Source organism: Staphylococcus sp. HMSC071G07, assembly GCF_001811435.1.
Taxonomy (GTDB): domain Bacteria; phylum Bacillota; class Bacilli; order Staphylococcales; family Staphylococcaceae; genus Staphylococcus; species Staphylococcus pettenkoferi.
In genome coordinates this window covers 1-21774 of record NZ_KV804757.1, presented here as the reverse complement: position 1 = coordinate 21774, position 21774 = coordinate 1, and the positions used below count along the sequence as shown (strand labels likewise).

The following is a 21774-nucleotide window of genomic DNA, read 5'->3' as shown; positions in this document are numbered from 1 at the left end:
AGGGGTTGCATTCCCGTAAGAAGCGAGAGTCATTACATTGAAAATTAAATAATTTTGATTTATATCCCAGACGCATTAAAGAAAAATAATTTGGTAAAGAAAAAGCTCTTTACAAACATCTGGACAACTGTTATTATTAATTCTTGTAGAAAAGAAATTATAAATATAAAGGAGCGTATACTAATGGCAGTTAAATTACGTTTAAAACGTTTAGGTTCTAAAAGAAACCCATTCTACCGTATCGTAGCAGCTGATTCTCGTGCGCCACGTGATGGTCGTAGCATCGAACAAATCGGTACTTACAACCCTAAACACGTGAATGCACCAGAAGTTATCATTGATGAAGAATTAGCACTTAAATGGTTGAAGAATGGTGCTAAACCAACTGACACAGTACACAACATCTTATCAAGAGAAGGTATCTTGAAAAAATTTGATGATGAAAAATAAATGAGTTAGAAAAAGAGTAACCTGAGTGTTGCTCTTTTTTTATGACTTGAGTTAGCATGTGCTAATGAGTGAATAAAGAAGAGAGCATCATTTCCATGTTATAATAAATCATTAAGTCAAAGTATTGGAGGTTGAGTTATGCAGGTTGAAGTAGGTGAAATTGTGAATACGCACGGAATTAAAGGTGAAGTGAAAGTGAAATCCAACTCAGACTTTACAGACGTGCGTTTTCAACAGGGTGAAGTGCTAGAAGTTCATCCACGAAACGGAGAAACGGTAGAGCTTGTTGTCACATCTCATCGTGTCCATAAAGGACTACATATGTTGAAGTTTGAAGGTAGAAACAATATTAACGATGTAGAACATTTGAAAGGCGAAACGTTATATCAAGAGCGTGATCATGAGGATATTGAACTGGCAGAGAATGAATATTATTATTCTGATATTATTGGTTGCACAGTATTTAATGAGGGCGAACCGCTTGGTCGAGTGACTGAAATCTTTGAAACAGGTGCAAATGATGTTTGGGTCGTTCAAGGTGACAAAGAGTATTTAATTCCTTATATCGCCGATGTTGTACAAGAGGTTGATGTAGAAGGGCGTCAAATACATATCACGCCAATGGAAGGATTGTTAGATTGATGAGAATTGACTATTTAACGTTATTTCCTGAAATGTTTGAGGGTGTGCTGAATCACTCTATTTTGAAAAGAGCGCAAGACAAAGGGATGCTTAACGTGAATACCGTAAACTTTCGAGATTATGCGGAGAATAAGCATAATCAGGTTGACGATTATCCATTTGGTGGCGGACAAGGCATGGTGTTGAAGCCGGAACCGATATTTAACGCGCTAGAAAGTCTTCAGCAAACCCCTGAGACACGTGTCGTCTTAATGTGTCCGCAAGGTGAACCTTTTACCCAAGAGAAAGCACAAGAGTTGAGTGAAGCGGAACATCTCGTCTTTATTTGTGGTCACTATGAAGGGTATGATGAGCGGATCCGTGAACATCTCGTGACGGATGAAATTTCTATTGGCGACTACGTGTTAACTGGCGGAGAACTACCTGCGATGACGATGACGGATGCGATTGTGCGGCTCATCCCAGGTGTACTCGGGAATCAACAATCTCACGAAGATGATTCGTTCCAAGATGGCTTGTTAGAGTTTCCTCAGTATACACGACCGCGAGAATATCGAGGTATGAACGTACCAGAAGTATTGTTGTCAGGGAATCATGCACGAATCGATGCGTGGCGACGTGAGCAGAAGTTGCTTCGCACGTATCGTAATAGACCAGATTTATTGGACAAAGCTGAATTAACAAAGCAGGATCAAGATATTCTAAAAAGATATCGAAAAGGAATTGAAAAGTAAAAGTGTTTGTGCTAGCATAATGTAAGTGTGCAATGCACGAAAAATCACTATGATCCGCTGCTATATTATTGTCTAGGCATGAACATAGGTTGAAGGAGAGAATTTACTATGAGTAATCACAAACTTATTGAAGCAGTTACGAAATCACAATTACGTGACGACATCCCTACATTCCGTGCTGGAGATACTTTACGTGTACACGTTCGTATCATCGAAGGTTCACGTGAACGTGTCCAAGTCTTCGAAGGTGTTGTAATCAAACGCCGTGGCGGAGGCATTTCTGAAACATTCACAGTACGTAAGATTTCTTCAGGTGTAGGTGTTGAACGTACATTCCCACTTCACACTCCTAAGATCGAGAAGATCGAAGTGAAACGTCGTGGTAAAGTACGTCGTGCTAAATTATACTACTTACGTCACTTACGTGGTAAAGCTGCACGTATCCAAGAAATTCGCTAATCAGTATATAATGAAGAAAGCTGGAATTCACTTATTCGTGGGTTCCAGCTTTTTAATTTACTCGATTTTCTTTTGTGCTGGTCGAGCTTGTCCGTATATAAAAAGTCTGGGACTCGAAAAGTCGCTTAACTTTCGAATCCCAGACATCTATTCTGTCATTTGCTAGTAGTTTCTGGTGCTTAAAATGCTTTCGGCCCACTAAGCTACGGCTTCCTCACAAATTTTTTAAAAACCACGCTCATAAAGCTTCTTCTTTTTCTTAAGCAACCACCAACACCACAAGACACTGAGTACGACTCCAATACTACTCAAACCGAGAAGCAGCCAGTGATGAGGGGAGTGGTAAGTTACTGTAATCTCACCTTGACCTTTGGACGTAGGCACGACAGTCATTATTCCATTTCCTTGCTTGACGTCTACCTTTTTACCATTTGAATGAGCTTGCAAGCCATCTCGATAAGCCATAGGTAAGACGATGTAACCCGCATCATCGCGATTCTTGGTAATGGTGTACCCATTATGATGTTGCTTGACTTTCACAGGCTTCACGTCTTTATGTGCTTCTTGCAGTGTACGATAATCCTCTCCATAAATGCCCTTGAGTCGATAACGATACGTACCTTTAGCGAGATGTAAATGTAAATCTTGCGCTGATTTCACTTTCATCGTCACAGGTGTCACAAACCGGCGATATTTATACGTGAGCGGATTGCGCTCCTGGCTGTACTCATTGATACCTACGCGATGTGCTTTATCCGGTGACAGAAGTTCAACATCCATTTCGACATATAAATCTTGATAACGGTCAGCTATGTCTTTCGGTAGATGATAGGTGATACCGCCCCTATTTTTATCTACTTTAAGTTGATGTGTTTTACCTTGACGAGCGTGATTCAGCTTAGGTTTGGCATAGTTCAGTAGATTTTGATTAGGTGTAAAATGACTCGTCGGTTTCTGTGTATCATTAGAGAACACAACACCAGTTAAGTAAGCTTGTTCACGATCTAACGGTGATTTCAGCTGACTTGGCTTAAACACTTTCTTCGTTAAATGAGCAGCAGGATAGTCAAAGTCAGCAGTTGAATGTTCAAACGTACGCGATTCGGTGTTGAAGTCTTGTTGATGTTTGAAACCATATGGCATGAGCTGGTCTTCAGAAGTACGTATGCGATCACGCACGTCCCATAACGCCATTAAATTGGTACGATTGTTGAGTAAGCGATACGTACTATTCTTGTCGGTCGGCATATTAATCTGGAGTTGACGATCGTAATAGTCCAGAATACGTCCATCAAAGATGCTAGAATATAGCGCAATGCCATTATAGTGGTAAACCATCGCTGAGTTAAGATTGTATTGAGACATATAATCGATGCGATGAAAGATGTCATTTTGCCGCTTGTGATTGATGTCGTTGATTTTATTTTGCATTTTCGGACTGCGATAATGATCTGAATGCAGTTCTGAGCGATCTGTTGTATACTTTTTAATGTTATTCGTATACGCGTTTTGAATCATCATCCATTGTTGTAAAATGATGAGAATCATTAAGATAATTTTAAAAGCCACAGTGTGACGCCAAGATGTAAAGCGTCTCGTTAAACCTAAGAAGATAATGATACACAGGCTTACATACATCCAACTCGTTTCAAGCTCGAAATACCCGAGCCATTTTACCAGCATGAGAATGAGCACAGGTATACTACTCAACACAAAGCTAGTCATTGAAATCTCGCTAAAGTAATGAATATATTGTGCGACGAGTAGGGCAGATATAAAGGCCAAGATGTAGACCCAGCGACGTTCCGGTGTTGAAAAACCATTGAAAGCACTATCGAAATAAGGCGAGAGTGAGCCGAGTAACATTAACCACGTCGCAATTGCCGTCAAACGGTAGAAATAATGGCGATAGAGTTTAAATGAGAACAACGCCATAATGACAATCAATGTGAGCGTAATATAGAACCCATTTGAGAACATGTGATAATGACGTATCGGCTCGATGATTGGATCAAAATGGAAATGTGGATTGGATTGTCGATCGTTATTGAGAAACGACGTTACACCTGTATACCAACCCCACAAACTACTGATAGCGGCTAACACAACACTGCCAACGATGATCCATAGTTTCTGAATTCTTGAAAGTACATCAGCACGATAAGGCCAAATTGTGCGATAGATAAAATAACACAACACAATAATCGTTTCATAGTAACTGAAGTAAAAATTAGAAAATAAGGTGAGTGCGATTGCAAAAATAAATAATCCAGCTTTGCGCGCTTGGAACAAACGCTCAATGCCGAGTACAGATAATGGTAGAAAAATGAGTAAATCACTATAGAACGACCACGTAAAGTTGAAATCGATTGTCACCGTTGATGCGCCATACAATAATGTCGCAATCATTGTGGGCACGCGCTTCATATTAAAATATCTGAACGTATAATAGCTCACTACAAAGATGAGTGCAGTCTTTACTATGGCAACGACGAGCTGATCCGTGGGCCAGAATGCAATATCACTCGGGTTAGCGTGAAAGACATGTTCTGCCACCCACACTCCGAGAAAGTGTAAATAAGTCAATGGTGACAAAGCATAGTAGTAAGATAAATCTTGAATATAATTGCCACCTAAACCAAAGGAGTGATCGTACATCATGTGACCTTTCGAGAAATGCTCATAAAGGTACATTTGGAAAGGCATCATTTGTCGAAAACCATCTCCGTTGCCACTAAACACGAGGCCTTGCGTCAAATAGCGATAAATGTAGCCACTGAAAGTGATTAAGCTTGCTATACTGCTGAGCACAATGACGAATAATAATTTTATTAAAGGATTTTGTGTTAATTTATCTTTCATAATATTCCTCTTAACGTTGACGTTAAATTCTGCAATTCACTCTAACGTCAAATTTAATTTTTATATAGCACTGTCATTTTAGCATCTTATGGCTGATTCCACGACTCATTTAGGTGAACATAGCTACCAAAAAGTTTTTTGAAGATAGCAAAGTAGGCAGCAAGAGGTATGTCGTCAGTTCATCTCATTATAAAGGTGGTATTGGGTTGAAATCCGATCTTACGTTAAGCAATTGAAGTCTCAGTCATAAAGTTGTTCATTTTATCCTTAGTTCTTTGTGCAAAAGAAAGTTTAAATACTTGAAAAACGTCAAAATAAGTAGTGAAAGCAGTTATTTAGGAGGTATGTATGATGACTACAGAAATTAAACATGCAGCTGGTACGACACAAATTCCAGAAGTAATTGAGTCTGCAGTAGCTCTTGAATATTCATTTGTTGATGCACTCGTAGCTTTAGACGTTAACGTTACAGGCGTAGCTGATGATGGTGATAGCGCAAACCTCATCGACCCAATACGCAATCAAGTCGGCGATTATGTATCAGCTGGTGAAAGACTCAACCCTGATTTCGACGCCATTAAGAAAGCAGAGCCTCAACTCATCATTGCTGATCAAGATAGACACAAAGACATGTATGATGATTTAACTCAAATTGCACCTACCATCTTAGTTAAAAGTTTCGACGCAAATTACAACGAAAACTTAGATGCATTCCGCATTATCGGCAAAGCTGTTTCTAAAGAAGACAAAGCGCAAGAAGTAATGAAACAACATGAAGATAAAATTAATGACTACAAAGATCAAATTAGTTTAGATACTGATCAAACTACATTACCAATCGTTGTAACAAATGACGGTGTTGTAGCGCATTCAGTAAAAACGTATGTCGGCAGTTTCTTAGAAAGTCTTGGCTTTAAACCTGCACTAACTAAAGAAGTTGTAGAAAATTCTTCAGAATACATGGGTGCAGATTATTTAGAATTAGACTATAAACAATTATCAGAAGTAAATCCTGAACGTTTATTCATCATGGTTGAAAATGAAAATAGCGATGAAGTGAAAGCACTTCAAAATAGCGAAGCATGGTCTCATGTAGACGCAGTTGAGAAAGCACGTGCGCACTTTGTTAATCGTGAGACATGGGCTAAATTCCGTGGTTTAGTCGCTTCTGAAGATATTGCTAAAGAAATCAGTGAGCTTAACGAGTAATTATTTGAGATACTCACAACTCACTTAATGATTAAATCTAGTTTCACGCTACGGAAGATGAGCGTTGAAATATCCGTTTGAATTCTAACCTTTATTAGGGAGTAAGACACACTTGAATCATTGTGATGAGTTAAGTCTTACTCCCTCTTTTTGCGTTTAACATGTTATGATAATAAAGTCTTTACTAGTAATTAAATTATTAAAAGAGGTGAATGCAGCATGGTCATACAATGGTATCCTGGTCATATGGCGAAAGCGAAACGCGAAGTCTCTGAGCAGTTGAAAAAGGTGGATGTCGTCTTCGAACTTGTAGACGCGCGTATTCCTTATAGTTCTCGTAACCCTATGATTGATGAAGTCGTACAACATAAGCCGCGTGTAGTCATTTTAAACAAGAAAGATATGGCTAACTTGAATGAGCTAGACAAATGGCAGGAACATTTCAAAGCCCAAGGCTACTATCCTGTAGCGGTAGACGCCAAGCATGGTCGAAGTTTGAAAAAAGTGGAACAAGCAGCCACTGAAGCTACGAAAGAGAAGTTCGAACGTGAGAAAGAGAAAGGGTTGAAACCACGTGCGATTCGAGCGATGATCGTCGGTATCCCTAACGTTGGTAAGTCCACGTTAATCAACAAGTTAGCGAAGAAATCAATAGCGAAGACAGGAAACACGCCAGGAGTAACGAAACAACAGCAATGGATTAAAGTCGGTAAAGCGTTGCAATTACTCGACACCCCTGGAATTCTGTGGCCGAAGTTCGAGGACGAGACAGTGGGTAAGAAACTCAGTATTACTGGGGCAATTAAAGACAGTATCGTTCACTTAGATGAAGTGGCGATCTTTGGGTTGAATTTCTTGATCGAACACGATTATGAAGGACTTTGTATTCATTACAATGTAGAAGTTGATCCGGATGCTGAGCTGCTTGAATGGTTTGATGCGATAGGAAGACGTCGAGGCCTTTTACAAAAAGGGAACGAAGTCGATTATGAAGCGGTTATTGAACTGATTATTAATGATGTCAGAAATGCCAAGATTGGCACGTATACTTTCGATATCGTTAAAGAGATAGAAGGAAATGAAAGATGACGCGAACAATTAAAGAAGTGAAAGAAGAGATTGCTCAAATCACCTCGCTCGAGGAGTTAGAACGCTCGGAATGGCATGCAGACGAGCGTAAGGGTGTTCAACAAGCCTTGAAGCGACAGCATAAACAAATCGTTAAAGCTCTGGAAGAAGTTGAACGTTATCAGTATATGTCGTTCTATGAGAGTAATATTCTTGAAAAGGCACCACAGGCTGTGATTTGCGGTGTAGATGAAGTAGGTCGTGGTCCTTTAGCAGGTCCGGTTGTGACATGCGCGGTGGTACTGAATGATCAACATCACTATGTAGGTATTAACGATTCGAAGCAGTTAAGTGCTAAGAAACGTACAGCATTTGAAACGGCTCTGAAGGAGGGCGTTGCCGATTATGCCTTTGGAATAGCAACGGTGGATGAGATTGATAAGTATAACATCTACCAGGCGACGCAAATGGCAATGGTGCGTGCAGTAGAACAGCTGAAGGTTCGTCCCACTCATATGCTCGTTGATGCGATGAAACTGTCTTTAGATATCCCTCAACAATCGTTAGTTAAAGGGGATGCGAAGAGTGTATCGATTGCTGCAGCGAGTATTCTTGCTAAAGAATATCGAGATCGTTATATGCGTGAGTTAGACGAACAATATCCAGGATATGAGTTTAGTAAGAACGTCGGATATGGTACGAAAGCGCATTTAGAAGGGTTGAAACAATTAGGCGTCACGCCGGAGCATCGAAAGTCTTTTGAACCGATAAAATCCATGATCGCAAGTTTATAAAATTAAAATAATTCTAAAATACTGTGTTCAATCAGTTTACAATAGCGCTTACATTTTTTATAATTGACTATGAACTTAACCTAAGAAACAGGAGGATGGAGAATGAATATCCACGAGTATCAAGGTAAAGAAATTTTTCGTTCTATGGGCGTTGCTGTCCCAGAAGGACGCGTAGCATTTACTGCTGAAGAAGCAGTTGACAAAGCAAAGGAACTTAACTCAGACGTGTATGTAGTTAAAGCTCAAATCCACGCTGGGGGAAGAGGTAAAGCAGGCGGTGTTAAGATTGCTAAATCTTTAGACGAAGTTGAAACTTACGCTAAAGAATTATTAGGTAAGCAATTAGTAACGCACCAAACTGGTCCTGAAGGTAAAGAAGTTAAACGTCTTTACATTGAAGAAGGTTGCGATATTCAGAAAGAATATTATGTTGGTTTCGTAATCGACCGCGCAACTGACCGTGTAACTTTAATGGCTTCTGAAGAAGGCGGAACTGAAATCGAAGAAGTAGCAGCAGAAACGCCAGAGAAGATCTTTAAAGAAACAATTGATCCAGTTGTAGGCATAGCGCCTTACCAAGCAAGAAGAATTGCTTTCAACATCAATATTCCTAAAGAATCAATCGGTAAAGCTGCTAAATTCTTAATGGCACTTTACAATGTATTTATCGAAAAAGACTGCTCTATCGTTGAAATCAACCCACTTGTAACTACTGGTGACGGTGATGTATTAGCACTTGATGCTAAACTTAACTTCGACGATAACGCATTATTTAGACATAAAGACATCATGGAATTACGCGACTTAGAAGAAGAAGATCCTAAAGAAATCGAAGCATCTAAATACGATTTATCTTACATCGCTTTAGATGGCGACATTGGTTGTATGGTTAACGGTGCCGGCTTAGCGATGGCAACTATGGATACAATCAACCACTTCGGTGGACGTCCAGCTAACTTCTTAGACGTTGGTGGCGGTGCTACTAAAGAAAAAGTTACTGAAGCATTCAAGATCATTTTAGGTGACGAGAATGTTAAAGGTATCTTCGTTAACATCTTTGGTGGAATCATGAAATGTGACGTTATTGCTGAAGGTATCGTTGCAGCTGTTAAAGAAGTCGAATTAACATTACCATTAGTTGTACGTTTAGAAGGTACTAACGTTGAACGTGGTAAAGAAATCTTAGACAATTCTGGCTTAGCTATCGAACCAGCAACAACTATGGCAGAAGGTGCACAAAAAATCGTTAATAATGTAAAAGAAGCGTAAGGAAAGGATGGGAGCGCTAAGATGAGCGTATTTATTGATAAGAACACAAAAGTAATGGTTCAAGGTATTACAGGGTCAACTGCCCTTTTCCATACTAAACAAATGCTTGACTATGGTACACAAATCGTCGCTGGTGTAACGCCAGGTAAAGGCGGTCAAGTCGTTGAAGGTGTACCTGTATACAATACAGTAGAAGAAGCGAAAGAAGAAACTGGTGCAACTGTATCAGTTATCTACGTACCAGCACCTTTCGCAGCTGACTCTATTCTTGAAGCAATCGATGCTGAATTAGACTTAGCTATTTGTATCACTGAGCACATTCCAGTTATCGACATGGTTAAAGTTAAACGCTATGCACAAGGTAAGAAGACACGTATCGTAGGACCAAACTGTCCAGGTGTTATCACTGCTGATGAATGTAAGATCGGTATCATGCCTGGTTACATCCATAAAAAAGGTCACGTAGGTGTTGTATCTCGTTCAGGTACTTTAACTTATGAAGCTGTACACCAATTAACTGAAGAAGGTATTGGTCAAACAACTGCAGTAGGTATCGGTGGCGACCCAGTCAACGGTACAAACTTCATCGACGTATTAAAAGCATTTAATGAAGACGATGAAACTAAAGCAGTCGTTATGATTGGTGAAATCGGTGGTACTGCTGAAGAAGAAGCTGCACAATGGATTAAAGAAAACATGAACAAACCAGTTGTAGGCTTCGTTGGTGGTCAAACTGCACCTCCAGGAAAACGTATGGGTCACGCAGGTGCGATTATTTCAGGCGGTAAAGGTACTGCTTCTGAAAAAATCAAAACACTTAACTCTTGTGGTGTTAAAACTGCAGACACTCCTTCAGAAATCGGTACTACACTTATCGATGCTGCTAAAGAAGCAGGTATTTATGAAGAGTTATTAACTATCAACAAATAATATGATAGTTAAGTTTCAAGCTCGGCTTACTCTTTCGAGAGAAGTCGAGCTTTTTATCGTTTGAAAGTAAATAATGATTAGTAATTATGAATGACGTTAGAATTATTATGTTAACTTAAATTTTTGCGAAGAATAGAATTAACTTTATGTTGGAGACACTAATTAATAATAGAAAACTTGTTTTCATTGCATGTGGGCGTTCTCCAGTTTTTTAATAAATTTTTTGACAGATCCTTAGTATATTAAAAGTTGAACTTTACTTTTAACAATTAGGTTAAGTTTGAGATTGAATTTGAAATCAAATTGACACACTATTCTCTTTGGAAATAAGTTATAATGTTAAGAAAGAGGAGGTTACGACCATAGAACATACTTATTTACAACTCCGCTTCGCGGGATTCACCACATCCATGATTAAACAACTATTAGCAGTATAATCCTGATTTCCCCCAACTTTCCTTCCAGGAGCAGCTCACTCTATTAAATGAAGAACAGGTCCTTTCGAAACGTTCCTATAAAGAAGAGTATAAAGCGAACTATATAAGGCTTACAGAAGATTATATGTTTAGCAAATTAGCTGAATGGCAAGTTAATGTATTATCAATTGAAGATGATGAATATCCTCAATTACTAAAGGAAATTTATGATCCTCCATATATCCTTTTTTACCGAGGTAACTTGCATATGCTAAATCGTCCTCGTAAATTAGCGATTATCGGTTCACGATCAGCTACATATTATACTACACAAACATTAGAGTCATTTTTTCCTCACTTTGATAGAGCAGATTTAACGATTGTTTCAGGGTTAGCTAAAGGAGCTGACCACGTTGCTCATCGATTATCTCTAAGATACAATATGTCTTCAATAGGTGTGCTTGGATTTGGACATCTTGCGCATTATCCATATGAGACGCAGAGTACGCGTGATTTACTTGAATATCAAGGCTTGACAATAAGTGAATATGTTCCAGATACACGTCCACAGCGGTACTACTTTCCACAACGTAATCGCTTGATTAGTGGCTTATCTCAAGGCATATTTGTCACTGAAGCTGAGCAGAATAGTGGAACGCATATCACTACTACTGCTGCGCTTGAACAGAATCGTGAAGTATATATTCTGCCTGGGTCTATCTTTAATCCTATGACACGAGGAAATATGCTAAGTGCACAAGATGGGGCAAAAATTGTTTTAGAACCGAGCGACATTATTTCAGATTTCGAAATATATTAGGTTACTTCGTTTAAGAATACTAAGTATCGTTTAGTTAAAAACCACACTTATAATGGTAGAAAGTCGGAACAAATAATTTAAAAACATTGACAAAAACAAAATAAACCGTTTATCATTTACCTTTGAATTAGTTAATTCAAGGGGGTATCACTTTGGCAGAAAATCTAGTCATAGTTGAATCGCCCGCAAAAGCTAAAACAATAGAAAAATATTTAGGTAAAAAGTATAAAGTAATCGCATCAATGGGGCACGTACGTGACTTGCCCCGTAGTCAAATGGGTGTCGATTATGAAAATAATTATGAACCGAAATATATTACGATTCGCGGTAAAGGCCCTGTAGTCAAAGACTTGAAGCGTCATGCTAAAAAAGCGAAGCACGTTTATTTAGCAAGTGACCCTGACCGTGAAGGAGAGGCTATTGCGTGGCATTTAGCTCATATATTAGAAATTGAAGATGATGGGAAGACAAGAGTCGTATTTAATGAAATTACAAAAGAGGCGGTCAAAGACAGCTTTAAACATCCACGCGGCATAGAGATGAATCTCGTGGATGCACAACAAGCACGCCGTATACTCGACCGTTTAGTGGGTTACAATATTTCTCCAGTATTGTGGAAGAAAGTTAAGAAAGGCTTATCTGCAGGACGTGTTCAAACGGTAGCTTTACGTTTAGTGATTGATAGAGAGAACGAAATCAGAAACTTTAAACCAGAAGAGTACTGGAAGATTGAAGGCGAATTCCGTTACAAACGTTCTAAGTTTACTGCACGTTTCTTACATCTTAAAGATAAACCTTACAAATTGGAGAAGAAAGACGACGTCGAATATATCACGAAACAACTAGACAGTGACCAATTTGAAGTAACTAAAGTTACAAAGAAAGAAAAGAAACGTCATCCTGCGAAACCTTTTACTACATCTACGCTGCAACAAGAAGCTGCGCGTAAACTTAACTTTAAAGCGCGTAAGACGATGATGGTAGCGCAACAACTATACGAAGGTATTGACTTGAAGAAACAAGGTACGGTTGGTTTAATTACTTATATGCGTACAGACTCTACACGTATTTCAAATCAAGCACAAGCGGAAGCGAAATCTTATATTGAGTCTGAATACGGCAAAGATTATACTGCGTATCGTCAATCTAAAGGTCAAGGGGATCAAGATGCGCACGAAGCAGTAAGACCAACGAGTGTTTATCGTACGCCATCTGACATGAAACCTTATCTTTCTAGAGATCAATACAGACTTTATAAATTAGTATGGGAACGTTTTGTAGCGAGTCAAATGGCTGCTGCCATCCTAGACACAGTGGCGATGGACTTAACTCAGAACGATGTAAAGTTCCGTGCTAACGGTCAAACAGTTAAATTCAAAGGCTTTATGTCTGTATACGTCGAAGCGAAAGATGATAAAGATGAGAATAAAAATAACAAATTACCTGTTATTAAAGAAGGAGAGATGGTGACAGCAACAAAGATTGATCCATCTCAACACTTTACGCAACCACCTCCGCGTTATACAGAAGCGCGTTTAGTTAAAACGTTAGAAGAATTGAAGATTGGACGCCCGTCAACGTACGCGCCAACGATTGATACAATTCAAAAACGTAATTATGTGAAGAATGAAAGCAAGCGTTTCGTACCAACGGAGTTAGGTGAAATTGTTTACGAACAGGTAAAAGATTACTTCCCTGAAATTATCGATGTTGACTTCACAGCTAATATGGAAACATTACTCGATAAAATTGCGGAAGGTGAAATCGATTGGCACAAAGTTATCGATGATTTCTATTCTAGCTTTGAACAAGATGTTCAACGTGCTGAAGAAGAAATGGAAAAGATAGAAATCAAAGATGAGCCAGCTGGTGAAGATTGTGAAGTTTGTGGCGCACCAATGGTTATTAAAATGGGACGCTATGGTAAGTTTATGGCTTGCTCTAATTTCCCTGATTGCCGTAATACGAAAGCGATTGTTAAGAAGATTGGTGTAGATTGTCCGAAATGTAAAGATGGCGAGGTCATCGAACGTAAATCTAAGAAGAACCGAATCTTCTATGGCTGTTCAAATTATCCAGACTGTGACTTCGTAACATGGGATAAACCGGTTGGACGTAACTGTCCTAAGTGTGATCACTATCTTGTCAATCATAAGAAAGGTCAATCTAGCCAAGTTATTTGTTCAAATTGTGATTATAAAGAAGAGGTTCAAAAATAACTAATCGTTATACTTTAATACGATAAATAATGACGAATTTGTTACAAGTATATATTTTCTAGCTCATTTCTTGTTATACTTTGTGGCGTGAGTCACTATCAGCGACTGATTACTATTATTAGTTGTAACTATGCGCTCTTAATAGTCTTCAGTTGCTCTTTTTATCCTTATAAAGCTCATGTAAAGTGGAGAGATAAACCTTAAATTTGAGCAATTTAACATACATCTAAATACATAATGAACGACTAAGGGAGGTAATTAAATGACTGAAACGGTTAATGTCGTGGGAGCTGGATTGGCTGGATCTGAAGCAGCTTATCAGCTAGCTGAACGTGGTGTGAAAGTTAATTTGATTGAGATGCGACCAGTGAAACAAACGCCTGCTCATCATACAGATAAGTTTGCTGAACTCGTATGTTCCAACTCATTGCGCGGTAACGATCTCACGAATGCAGTGGGTCTGTTGAAAGAAGAAATGCGCCGTTTGGATTCACTTATTATCCAAGCTGCAGATCATGCACGTGTACCAGCAGGAGGTGCGCTTGCTGTCGATCGTCACGATTTCTCAGGTTATATTACAGATACGTTGAAGAATCATCCGAACATCACCGTTCTTAATGAAGAAGTGAATTCAATTCCTGAAGGCTATACGATTATTGCAACTGGACCTTTAACTACCGATCATCTTGCTCAAGAAATCGTAGACATTACAGGACGAGATCAACTCTATTTCTATGATGCAGCTGCGCCTATTGTTGAGAAGGACAGTATTGACATGGATAAAGTTTATCTCAAGTCTCGTTACGATAAAGGTGAAGCAGCATATTTAAATTGCCCGATGACTGAAGAAGAGTTCAATCGTTTCTACGATGCGTTGTTAGAAGCAGAAGTTGCACCGGTTAATGAGTTTGAAAAAGAAAAGTATTTCGAAGGGTGCATGCCATTTGAAGTCATGGCTGGTAGAGGCCGCAAAACGTTACTCTTCGGTCCGATGAAACCTGTGGGCTTAGAAGATCCTAAGACAGGTGAAACACCCTATGCAGTAGTTCAATTGAGACAAGATGATGCAGCAGGCACGCTTTATAATATCGTTGGCTTCCAAACACATCTTAAATGGGGCGCTCAGAAAGAAATCGTGCGCTTGATTCCAGGATTAGAGAATGTAGACATCGTTCGTTATGGCGTGATGCACCGTAATACTTTTATCAATTCACCTGATGTACTTAATCAGAAATATGAATTGATTACTCATCCTAATGTTTACTTTGCTGGTCAAATGACAGGTGTGGAAGGTTATGTCGAAAGTGCTGCTAGTGGACTCGTTTCAGGTATCAATCTTGCACATAAGATCAACGGCAAAGGTGAAGTCATCTTCCCACGTGAAACAATGATTGGTAGCATGGCATACTACATCTCACATGCGAAGAATGATAAGAACTTCCAACCTATGAATGCTAACTTCGGTGTCTTACCTTCCTTAGATAAAAAGATTAAAAATAAAAAAGAACGTAATATGACTTATGCTGAAAGAGCTTTAGATTACTTGGAGAACTTTAAAAAAACGTTAGTTTAGGAAAGTAAGCTATACTCTTTAGAAAATTTCGAAAATATGACCATTTTTGATGGTTATTGATCGCAGTTCCTTCTATCAATATGCTACAATTCATATTGATGGAGGGATTTTATTTGGAGAAAATCCAACGAGATTATTTGTATATGTTAAAGGTCGAACGACAATACTCTGAATATACACTGTTATCTTACAAAGAAGATCTAGAACAGTTTAATGGCTTTTTAGAACAAGAGTTGTTAAATCTCGCCACCTTTCAATACAAAGATGCTCGCAATTACTTAAGTTATCTCTATGAACAAGGATTAAAAAGAACGACAGTATCACGAAAAATTTCCACTTTACGAAGCTTTTATGAATATTGGATGACTCAAGATGAAAGTGTAGTCAATCCTTTTATACAACTTGTCCACCCTAAGAAAGAACAATATTTACCACAGTTCTTCTATAACGAAGAGATGGAAGCGATGTTCCAAACTGTGAACCAAGATAAGAAGAAAGGTCTCAGAGATAGTGTCATACTAGAGTTGCTTTATGCGACGGGTATGAGGGTGTCTGAACTTGTGCATATTAAGCGTACAGATTTAGATCTTAATCTACCTGGTGTGAAAGTACTAGGTAAAGGTAATAAAGAACGCTTTATCCCATTTGGTGAGTTCTGTAAGCAACGCATTCAACAATATCTTGAGGAGTTCCAGCCTCTACAACATGCGTATCACGAATTTCTCATCGTGAATATGCAAGGAGATCCAATCACCGAGCGCGGTGTTCGATACGTCCTCAATGATATCGTAAAACGTACCTCTGGTGTAACGGACATTCACCCCCACAAATTAAGACATACTTTCGCTACACACATGCTTAATGAGGGTGCAGACTTGCGTACTGTACAAGCGTTGCTCGGTCATGTTAACTTATCGACGACTGGTAGGTATACTCACGTATCCAATGATCAATTGAGAAAAGTTTATTTAAACGCACATCCACGTGCAAAGAAGGAGAAGAGATGATATGAGTACATCAATTCATGCGACGACGATATTTGCTATCCAACATAACGGTCATTCTGCGATGGCTGGTGACGGTCAGGTTACGTTGGGCAATCAAGTCATTATGAAACAGACTGCGCGTAAAGTGCGCACTTTGTACGATGGTAAAGTCTTAGCAGGCTTTGCTGGAAGTGTGGCTGACGCATTTACTCTATTTGAAAAGTTTGAAACGAAGCTGCAACAATTCAGTGGTAACCTTGAGCGTGCTGCTGTAGAACTTGCACAAGAATGGAGAGGCGACAAACAGTTACGTCAGCTCGAAGCCATGCTCATCGTGATGGACAAAGAGAATATTCTTGTCGTGAGCGGTACTGGTGAAGTGATTGCGCCTGACGATGACCTCATCGCTATAGGTTCTGGCGGAAACTATGCTTTAAGTGCAGGTCGTGCATTAAAACGTCACGCGCAAGATATGTCAGCGAAAGATATGGCTTATGAAAGTTTACGCGTGGCTTCAGATATTTGCGTATTTACGAATGATCAAATTGTCGTCGAAGAACTTTAGTTAAAAAGGAAGAATTTTTTAAAAAGTATATACATTGATAATAAAAATAAGTTATAGTAATTATGCTAGGCAGTTTTGATAACAAAATTATCTATATTAGCTACTGTAACTCAATGATTTAATATGAAGATGGAGGAAGCTTAGATGGAAGCGAATAGCATTAAATTAACGCCTAAAGATATTGTCTCAAAGCTAAATGAATATATCGTAGGCCAAGATGATGCCAAGAGAAAAGTAGCCATAGCGCTTCGCAATCGTTATCGCCGTAGTCTGCTCAGCGAAGAAGAGAAACAAGAAATTGCACCAAAGAATATTTTAATGATTGGTCCAACTGGTGTAGGGAAGACTGAAATCGCACGTCGTATGGCCAAGATTGTTGGTGCGCCATTTATCAAAGTAGAAGCAACGAAATTTACTGAAGTGGGCTATGTAGGCCGAGACGTTGAAAGTATGGTTAGAGATTTAGTTGACGTTGCAGTACGTCTCGTTAAAGATCAGAAGAAAGCACTCGTGAACGATGAAGCAACAGCGAAAGCGAACGATAAACTTGTTAAGTTACTCGTTCCTAGCATGAAGAAGAAAGCGAGTCAATCTAATGGTAATAATCCGCTAGAATCACTCTTTGGTGGTGCGATTCCTAATTTCGGTCAGAATAACGATGACGAAGATGAAGAAGCACCTAACGAAGAAGTGAAGACGAAACGTTCTGAGATTAAGAAACAGCTTTTAGCAGGAGAACTAGAAGACGAGAAAGTACGTATCAAAGTTGAACAAGATCCAGCAGCTATGGGTATGTTAGGTACCAATCAGAATCAGCAAATGCAAGATATGATGAATCAACTCATGCCTAAGAAGAAAGTTGAACGTGAATTACCTGTGAAGACCGCGCGTAAGATTCTCGTGGATGACTACGCAGATCAACTCATTGACCAGGAAACAGCCAACCAAGAAGCCATTGAACTTGCTGAACAAATGGGTATTATCTTTATCGACGAAATTGATAAGGTTGCAACAGGTAATCAGAACTCGGGTCAAGACGTTTCACGCCAAGGTGTGCAACGTGATATCCTGCCTATCCTTGAAGGTAGCGTCATTCAAACGAAATATGGTAGTGTAAGTACTGAACATATGCTATTTATAGGCGCTGGTGCTTTCCACGTTTCTAAACCTAGCGACCTCATTCCTGAGTTACAAGGTCGTTTCCCAATCCGTGTCGAACTCGAAAGTCTATCTGTAGAAGATTTCGAACGTATTCTCAAAGAACCAAGACTTTCACTCATCAAACAATATGAGGCGTTGCTCGACACTGAAGAAGTAACAGTCAACTTCTCAGATGAAGCAATACACCGCTTAGCTGAAATTGCTCATCAAGTTAACCAAGACACAGATAATATCGGTGCACGTCGTTTACACACGATATTAGAAAAAATGTTAGAAGATTTATCATTCGAGGCGCCAAGCATGCCTCATGCAGAAGTCGATATTACCCCGCAATACGTTGATGATAAGTTGAAGTCTATTTCAACAAACAAAGATTTAAGTGCATTTATCTTATAATATAAAGGAAAAAGGAGAAGAAATATGAGCTTATTATCAAAAACTAGAGAGTTAAATACTTTATTACAAAAACATAAAGGTATCGCCGTAAACTTTAAAGATGTAGCACAAACGATTAGTAACGTAACTATTACAAACGTATTTATTGTATCTCGTAAAGGTAAAATCTTAGGATCTAACCTAAATGAATTATTGAAAAATGATCGTATCATTCAAATGTTAGAAACACGTTATATTCCAACTGAATACACTGAAAAATTAATGGACGTGAAAGAAACGAGATCAAACATTGATATTGATGATGTATTATCTGTATTCCCACCTGAAAATAAAGATTTATTCGAAGACAGTAGAACGACAATCTTCCCAATCTTAGGCGGTGGTGAACGTTTAGGTACACTCGTACTTGGCCGTGTACACGATGATTTCTCTGAAAATGACCTCGTATTAGGTGAATATGCTGCTACAGTTATCGGTATGGAAATTCTTCGTGAGAAACATAACGAAGTTGAACAAGAAGCACGCGATAAAGCAGCAACCAACATGGCTATTAACTCACTATCTTACTCAGAAAGTGAAGCGATTGAACATATCTTTGAAGAGCTTGGCGGTCAAGAAGGTTTACTCATCGCTTCAAAAGTTGCTGATCGCGTAGGTATAACACGTTCAGTTATCGTAAACGCTTTACGTAAACTTGAAAGTGCCGGTGTAATCGAGTCTCGTTCACTTGGTATGAAAGGTACATTTATCAAGGTTAAGAAAGCTAAATTCTTAGATGAACTTGAACGTTTAAAATAGTTTAATAATGAGCTTATCTAGAATAGTATAGGTGGTTAGAGTGTGCGAAAGTTCTCTCATTTGAAATATAGAATGAGTTAACAATAATCTTTCTTTCCAGCCTATACAATAGATGTTTGGAGCTGAAAGGCTATGAGTTATTCAGAGCCGTATCATCCCCGTGGAAGTGGAGCAGTGAATCATATAGATTACTGTTCCGCTCTTTTTTACGAGTATTGTATGTACTTGATTTCAACCTATTGCTTTACCAGAACTTTTATGGTATATTAAATGACGGCTAAGAAGCCAATACACACACAAATTGCGGAAGTATAAAGGGTGCGTTGATGAACTCAACGTGTTTATATGAGCGATTTGTGGAGGTAAATAACCATTAGGAGGATTTATATCATGGCAGTAATTTCTATGAAACAATTACTTGAAGCAGGTGTTCACTTCGGTCACCAAACTCGCCGTTGGAACCCTAAGATGAAACGATACATTTTTACTGAACGTAATGGTATCTACATTATCGACTTACAAAAAACAGTTAAGAAAGTTGAAGAAGCGTACAACTTCGTTAAAAAATTATCTGAAGATGGCGGTAAAGTCCTATTCGTAGGTACTAAGAAACAAGCGCAAGAATCAGTTAAGAACGAAGCTGAACGTGCTGGTCAATTCTACGTTAACCAAAGATGGTTAGGTGGAATCTTAACTAACTATAAAACAATTTCTAAACGTATCAAACGTATTTCTGAAATCGAAAAAATGGAAGAAGACGGCTTATTTGAAGTTCTTCCTAAAAAAGAAGTTGTTGAACTTAAAAAAGAATACAACCGCTTAATCAAATTCTTAGGCGGTATTCGCGATATGAAATCTATGCCTGATGCATTATTCGTTGTTGACCCTCGTAAAGAGCGCAACGCTATCGCGGAAGCCCGTAAACTAAATATCCCTATCGTTGCAATTGTGGATACTAACTGTGATCCTGACGAAATCGATTACGTTATCCCAGCGAACGATGACGCTATCCGTGCCGTTAAATTATTAACTGGTAAGATGGCAGATGCAGTACTTGAAGGTCAACAAGGTGTATCTAATGATGAAGTAGCAGCTGAGCAAAACATTGACTTAGAAGAATCTAAATCAAATGAAGATACTCAAAATGCTGACTCAACTGAAGAAAGCACTTCTGTTGAATCTAAGTAAGCATAATGTAAAATGGGTGATAAGATAATTAGGCTTATCACCTTTTTTTAAAATATAATATATTAAAGTAACAATATTGGAGGAATAATAAATGGCAATTTCAGCTAAACTTGTTAAAGAATTACGCGAAAAAACTGGCGCTGGTATGATGGACTGTAAAAAAGCGTTAACTGAAACTGACGGCGACATCGACAAAGCTGTTGACTACCTACGTGAAAATGGTATCGCTAAAGCAGCTAAAAAAGCAGATCGTATCGCTGCAGAAGGTTTAGTACACGTTGAAACTAAAGGTAACGACGCTGTTATCCTTGAAATTAACTCAGAAACTGACTTCGTAGCACGTAACGAAGGTTTCCAAGAGTTAGTTAAAGAAATTGCTAACCAAGCGTTAGAAACTAAAGCTTCATCTGTAGAAGAATTAAACGAATCTAAATTACCAAGTGGCGACACTGTAGATGGACGTATGAAAGAAGCGATCGCTACTATCGGTGAAAAATTAAGCATCCGTCGTTTCGCTATCAGATCTAAATCTGACAATGATGCATTCGGTGCTTACCTTCACATGGGTGGCCGTATCGGTGTGCTTTCAGTAGTTGAAGGTACAACTGACGAAGAAGCTGCTAAAGACGTAGCTATGCACATCGCTGCTATCAATCCTAAATACGTTTCTTCTGACCAAGTAAGCGAAGAAGAATTATCTCATGAAAAAGAAGTATTAAAACAACAAGCGTTAAACGAAGGTAAACCAGAAAAAATCGTTGAAAAAATGGTTGAAGGTCGTATGCGCAAATACTTACAAGAAATTTGTGCTGTTGACCAAGACTTCGTTAAAGATCCAGATCAAACAGTTGAATCTTACCTCAAATCTAAAGGTGGAAAACTTGTTGACTTCGTACGCTATGAAGTAGGCGAAGGTATGGAAAAACGTGAAGAAAACTTTGCTGATGAAGTTAAAGGACAAATGAAATAATATTTCATAGATTTGTACAAGGAAGAAGACACCTTTGTATTCCCGTATGAAAGACATCTTTTATATAGGAAGACTACCTGTGTCTTCTTTACTTGTATCATTGACAATATTTCTTGTTCTTATTTCTGTAATAGAACGTCAGAAGTTAATAAAGGAAATAGGTTGGAATGAGTGGAGCGCTTAACTTTTTGAGTATTGAAGCGCAGAGATTTTACTCATTGTAAATGAACAAGCAGCAACATGATGCGACGCAGAGTGCGAGCGT

18 protein-coding genes and 1 pseudogene are annotated in these 21774 nt (G+C 38.7%); 18 read left to right on the top strand and 1 reads right to left on the bottom strand.

Annotation, left to right across the window (positions count from 1 at the left end):
* Positions 1-183 precede the first annotated feature (183 nt).
* The 4 genes from rpsP (at position 184) to rplS (ending at position 2285) form a co-directional block, all read left to right on the top strand.
* The gene (rpsP, locus tag HMPREF2802_RS03110; protein ID WP_002472408.1) at positions 184-450 is read left to right on the top strand and encodes a 30S ribosomal protein S16; all 267 of its coding nucleotides are present in this window, start codon (positions 184-186) and stop codon (positions 448-450) included.
* Positions 451-588: 138 nt separating this feature from the next.
* A complete protein-coding gene (rimM, locus tag HMPREF2802_RS03105) occupies positions 589-1092 on the top strand; it encodes a ribosome maturation factor RimM (RefSeq protein WP_070502723.1) in 504 nt (167 codons plus the stop codon).
* The gene (gene trmD, locus HMPREF2802_RS03100) at positions 1092-1826 is read left to right on the top strand and encodes a tRNA (guanosine(37)-N1)-methyltransferase TrmD (RefSeq protein ID WP_070502722.1); all 735 of its coding nucleotides are present in this window, start codon (positions 1092-1094) and stop codon (positions 1824-1826) included. The genes rimM and trmD overlap by 1 nt, the downstream gene beginning before the upstream one ends.
* Before the next feature lie 108 nt (positions 1827-1934).
* Positions 1935-2285 carry a 50S ribosomal protein L19 gene (gene rplS, locus HMPREF2802_RS03095; RefSeq protein WP_002472454.1) on the top strand — a complete coding sequence of 117 codons (351 nt, stop codon included), beginning with the start codon at positions 1935-1937 and terminating at the stop codon, positions 2283-2285.
* A 225-nt stretch (positions 2286-2510) separates the two neighbouring features.
* Here rplS and HMPREF2802_RS03090 read toward each other — a convergent pair whose 3' ends face one another.
* Complete coding sequence (locus HMPREF2802_RS03090; protein WP_070502721.1) at positions 2511-5147, bottom strand: YfhO family protein; 2637 nt, start codon at positions 5145-5147, stop codon at positions 2511-2513.
* A 351-nt stretch (positions 5148-5498) separates the two neighbouring features.
* Between HMPREF2802_RS03090 and HMPREF2802_RS03085 the strand changes: the two genes are divergently transcribed.
* From HMPREF2802_RS03085 to tsf, 14 genes and pseudogenes are all read left to right on the top strand, one after another.
* Positions 5499-6356, top strand: coding sequence for an ABC transporter substrate-binding protein (locus HMPREF2802_RS03085; RefSeq protein ID WP_070502720.1), 858 nt, complete (start codon positions 5499-5501; stop codon positions 6354-6356).
* Between the two features lie 219 nt (positions 6357-6575).
* Positions 6576-7458: pseudogene (ylqF, locus tag HMPREF2802_RS03080) on the top strand (ribosome biogenesis GTPase YlqF).
* Positions 7442-8218 carry a ribonuclease HII gene (locus HMPREF2802_RS03075; RefSeq protein ID WP_070502718.1) on the top strand — a complete coding sequence of 259 codons (777 nt, stop codon included), beginning with the start codon at positions 7442-7444 and terminating at the stop codon, positions 8216-8218. Before ylqF ends, HMPREF2802_RS03075 begins: the two are co-directional and overlap by 17 nt.
* Before the next feature lie 102 nt (positions 8219-8320).
* On the top strand, positions 8321-9487 hold the full coding sequence (sucC, locus tag HMPREF2802_RS03070) for an ADP-forming succinate--CoA ligase subunit beta (protein ID WP_070502717.1): 1167 nt from the start codon (positions 8321-8323) through the stop codon (positions 9485-9487).
* A gap of 21 nt (positions 9488-9508) precedes the next feature.
* Positions 9509-10417, top strand: coding sequence for a succinate--CoA ligase subunit alpha (gene sucD, locus HMPREF2802_RS03065; RefSeq protein WP_002472433.1), 909 nt, complete (start codon positions 9509-9511; stop codon positions 10415-10417).
* 561 nt (positions 10418-10978) lie between these two features.
* On the top strand, positions 10979-11653 hold the full coding sequence (dprA, locus tag HMPREF2802_RS03060) for a DNA-processing protein DprA (protein ID WP_083307579.1): 675 nt from the start codon (positions 10979-10981) through the stop codon (positions 11651-11653).
* A 146-nt stretch (positions 11654-11799) separates the two neighbouring features.
* Positions 11800-13872 carry a type I DNA topoisomerase gene (topA, locus tag HMPREF2802_RS03055; protein WP_176744765.1) on the top strand — a complete coding sequence of 691 codons (2073 nt, stop codon included), beginning with the start codon at positions 11800-11802 and terminating at the stop codon, positions 13870-13872.
* Positions 13873-14134: 262 nt separating this feature from the next.
* Positions 14135-15445: an FADH(2)-oxidizing methylenetetrahydrofolate--tRNA-(uracil(54)-C(5))-methyltransferase TrmFO gene (gene trmFO, locus HMPREF2802_RS03050; protein ID WP_070502716.1), complete on the top strand. Its 1311-nt coding sequence runs from the start codon at positions 14135-14137 to the stop codon at positions 15443-15445.
* 98 nt (positions 15446-15543) lie between these two features.
* Positions 15544-16452 (top strand): tyrosine recombinase XerC, encoded by a 909-nt coding sequence (xerC, locus tag HMPREF2802_RS03045; protein WP_371091346.1) that lies wholly within the window; start codon positions 15544-15546, stop codon positions 16450-16452.
* A gap of 1 nt (position 16453) precedes the next feature.
* The gene (hslV, locus tag HMPREF2802_RS03040) at positions 16454-16996 is read left to right on the top strand and encodes an ATP-dependent protease subunit HslV (protein ID WP_002472456.1); all 543 of its coding nucleotides are present in this window, start codon (positions 16454-16456) and stop codon (positions 16994-16996) included.
* Positions 16997-17140: 144 nt separating this feature from the next.
* Entirely contained in the window at positions 17141-18553 is a 1413-nt protein-coding gene (gene hslU / locus HMPREF2802_RS03035; protein ID WP_002472435.1) for an ATP-dependent protease ATPase subunit HslU, read from the top strand.
* A gap of 24 nt (positions 18554-18577) precedes the next feature.
* The gene (codY, locus tag HMPREF2802_RS03030) at positions 18578-19351 is read left to right on the top strand and encodes a GTP-sensing pleiotropic transcriptional regulator CodY (protein ID WP_070502714.1); all 774 of its coding nucleotides are present in this window, start codon (positions 18578-18580) and stop codon (positions 19349-19351) included.
* Between the two features lie 390 nt (positions 19352-19741).
* On the top strand, positions 19742-20539 hold the full coding sequence (rpsB, locus tag HMPREF2802_RS03025; RefSeq protein ID WP_002472447.1) for a 30S ribosomal protein S2: 798 nt from the start codon (positions 19742-19744) through the stop codon (positions 20537-20539).
* Positions 20540-20630: 91 nt separating this feature from the next.
* A complete protein-coding gene (tsf, locus tag HMPREF2802_RS03020) occupies positions 20631-21509 on the top strand; it encodes a translation elongation factor Ts (RefSeq protein WP_002472415.1) in 879 nt (292 codons plus the stop codon).
* The last annotated feature ends 265 nt before the right edge of the window (positions 21510-21774 follow it).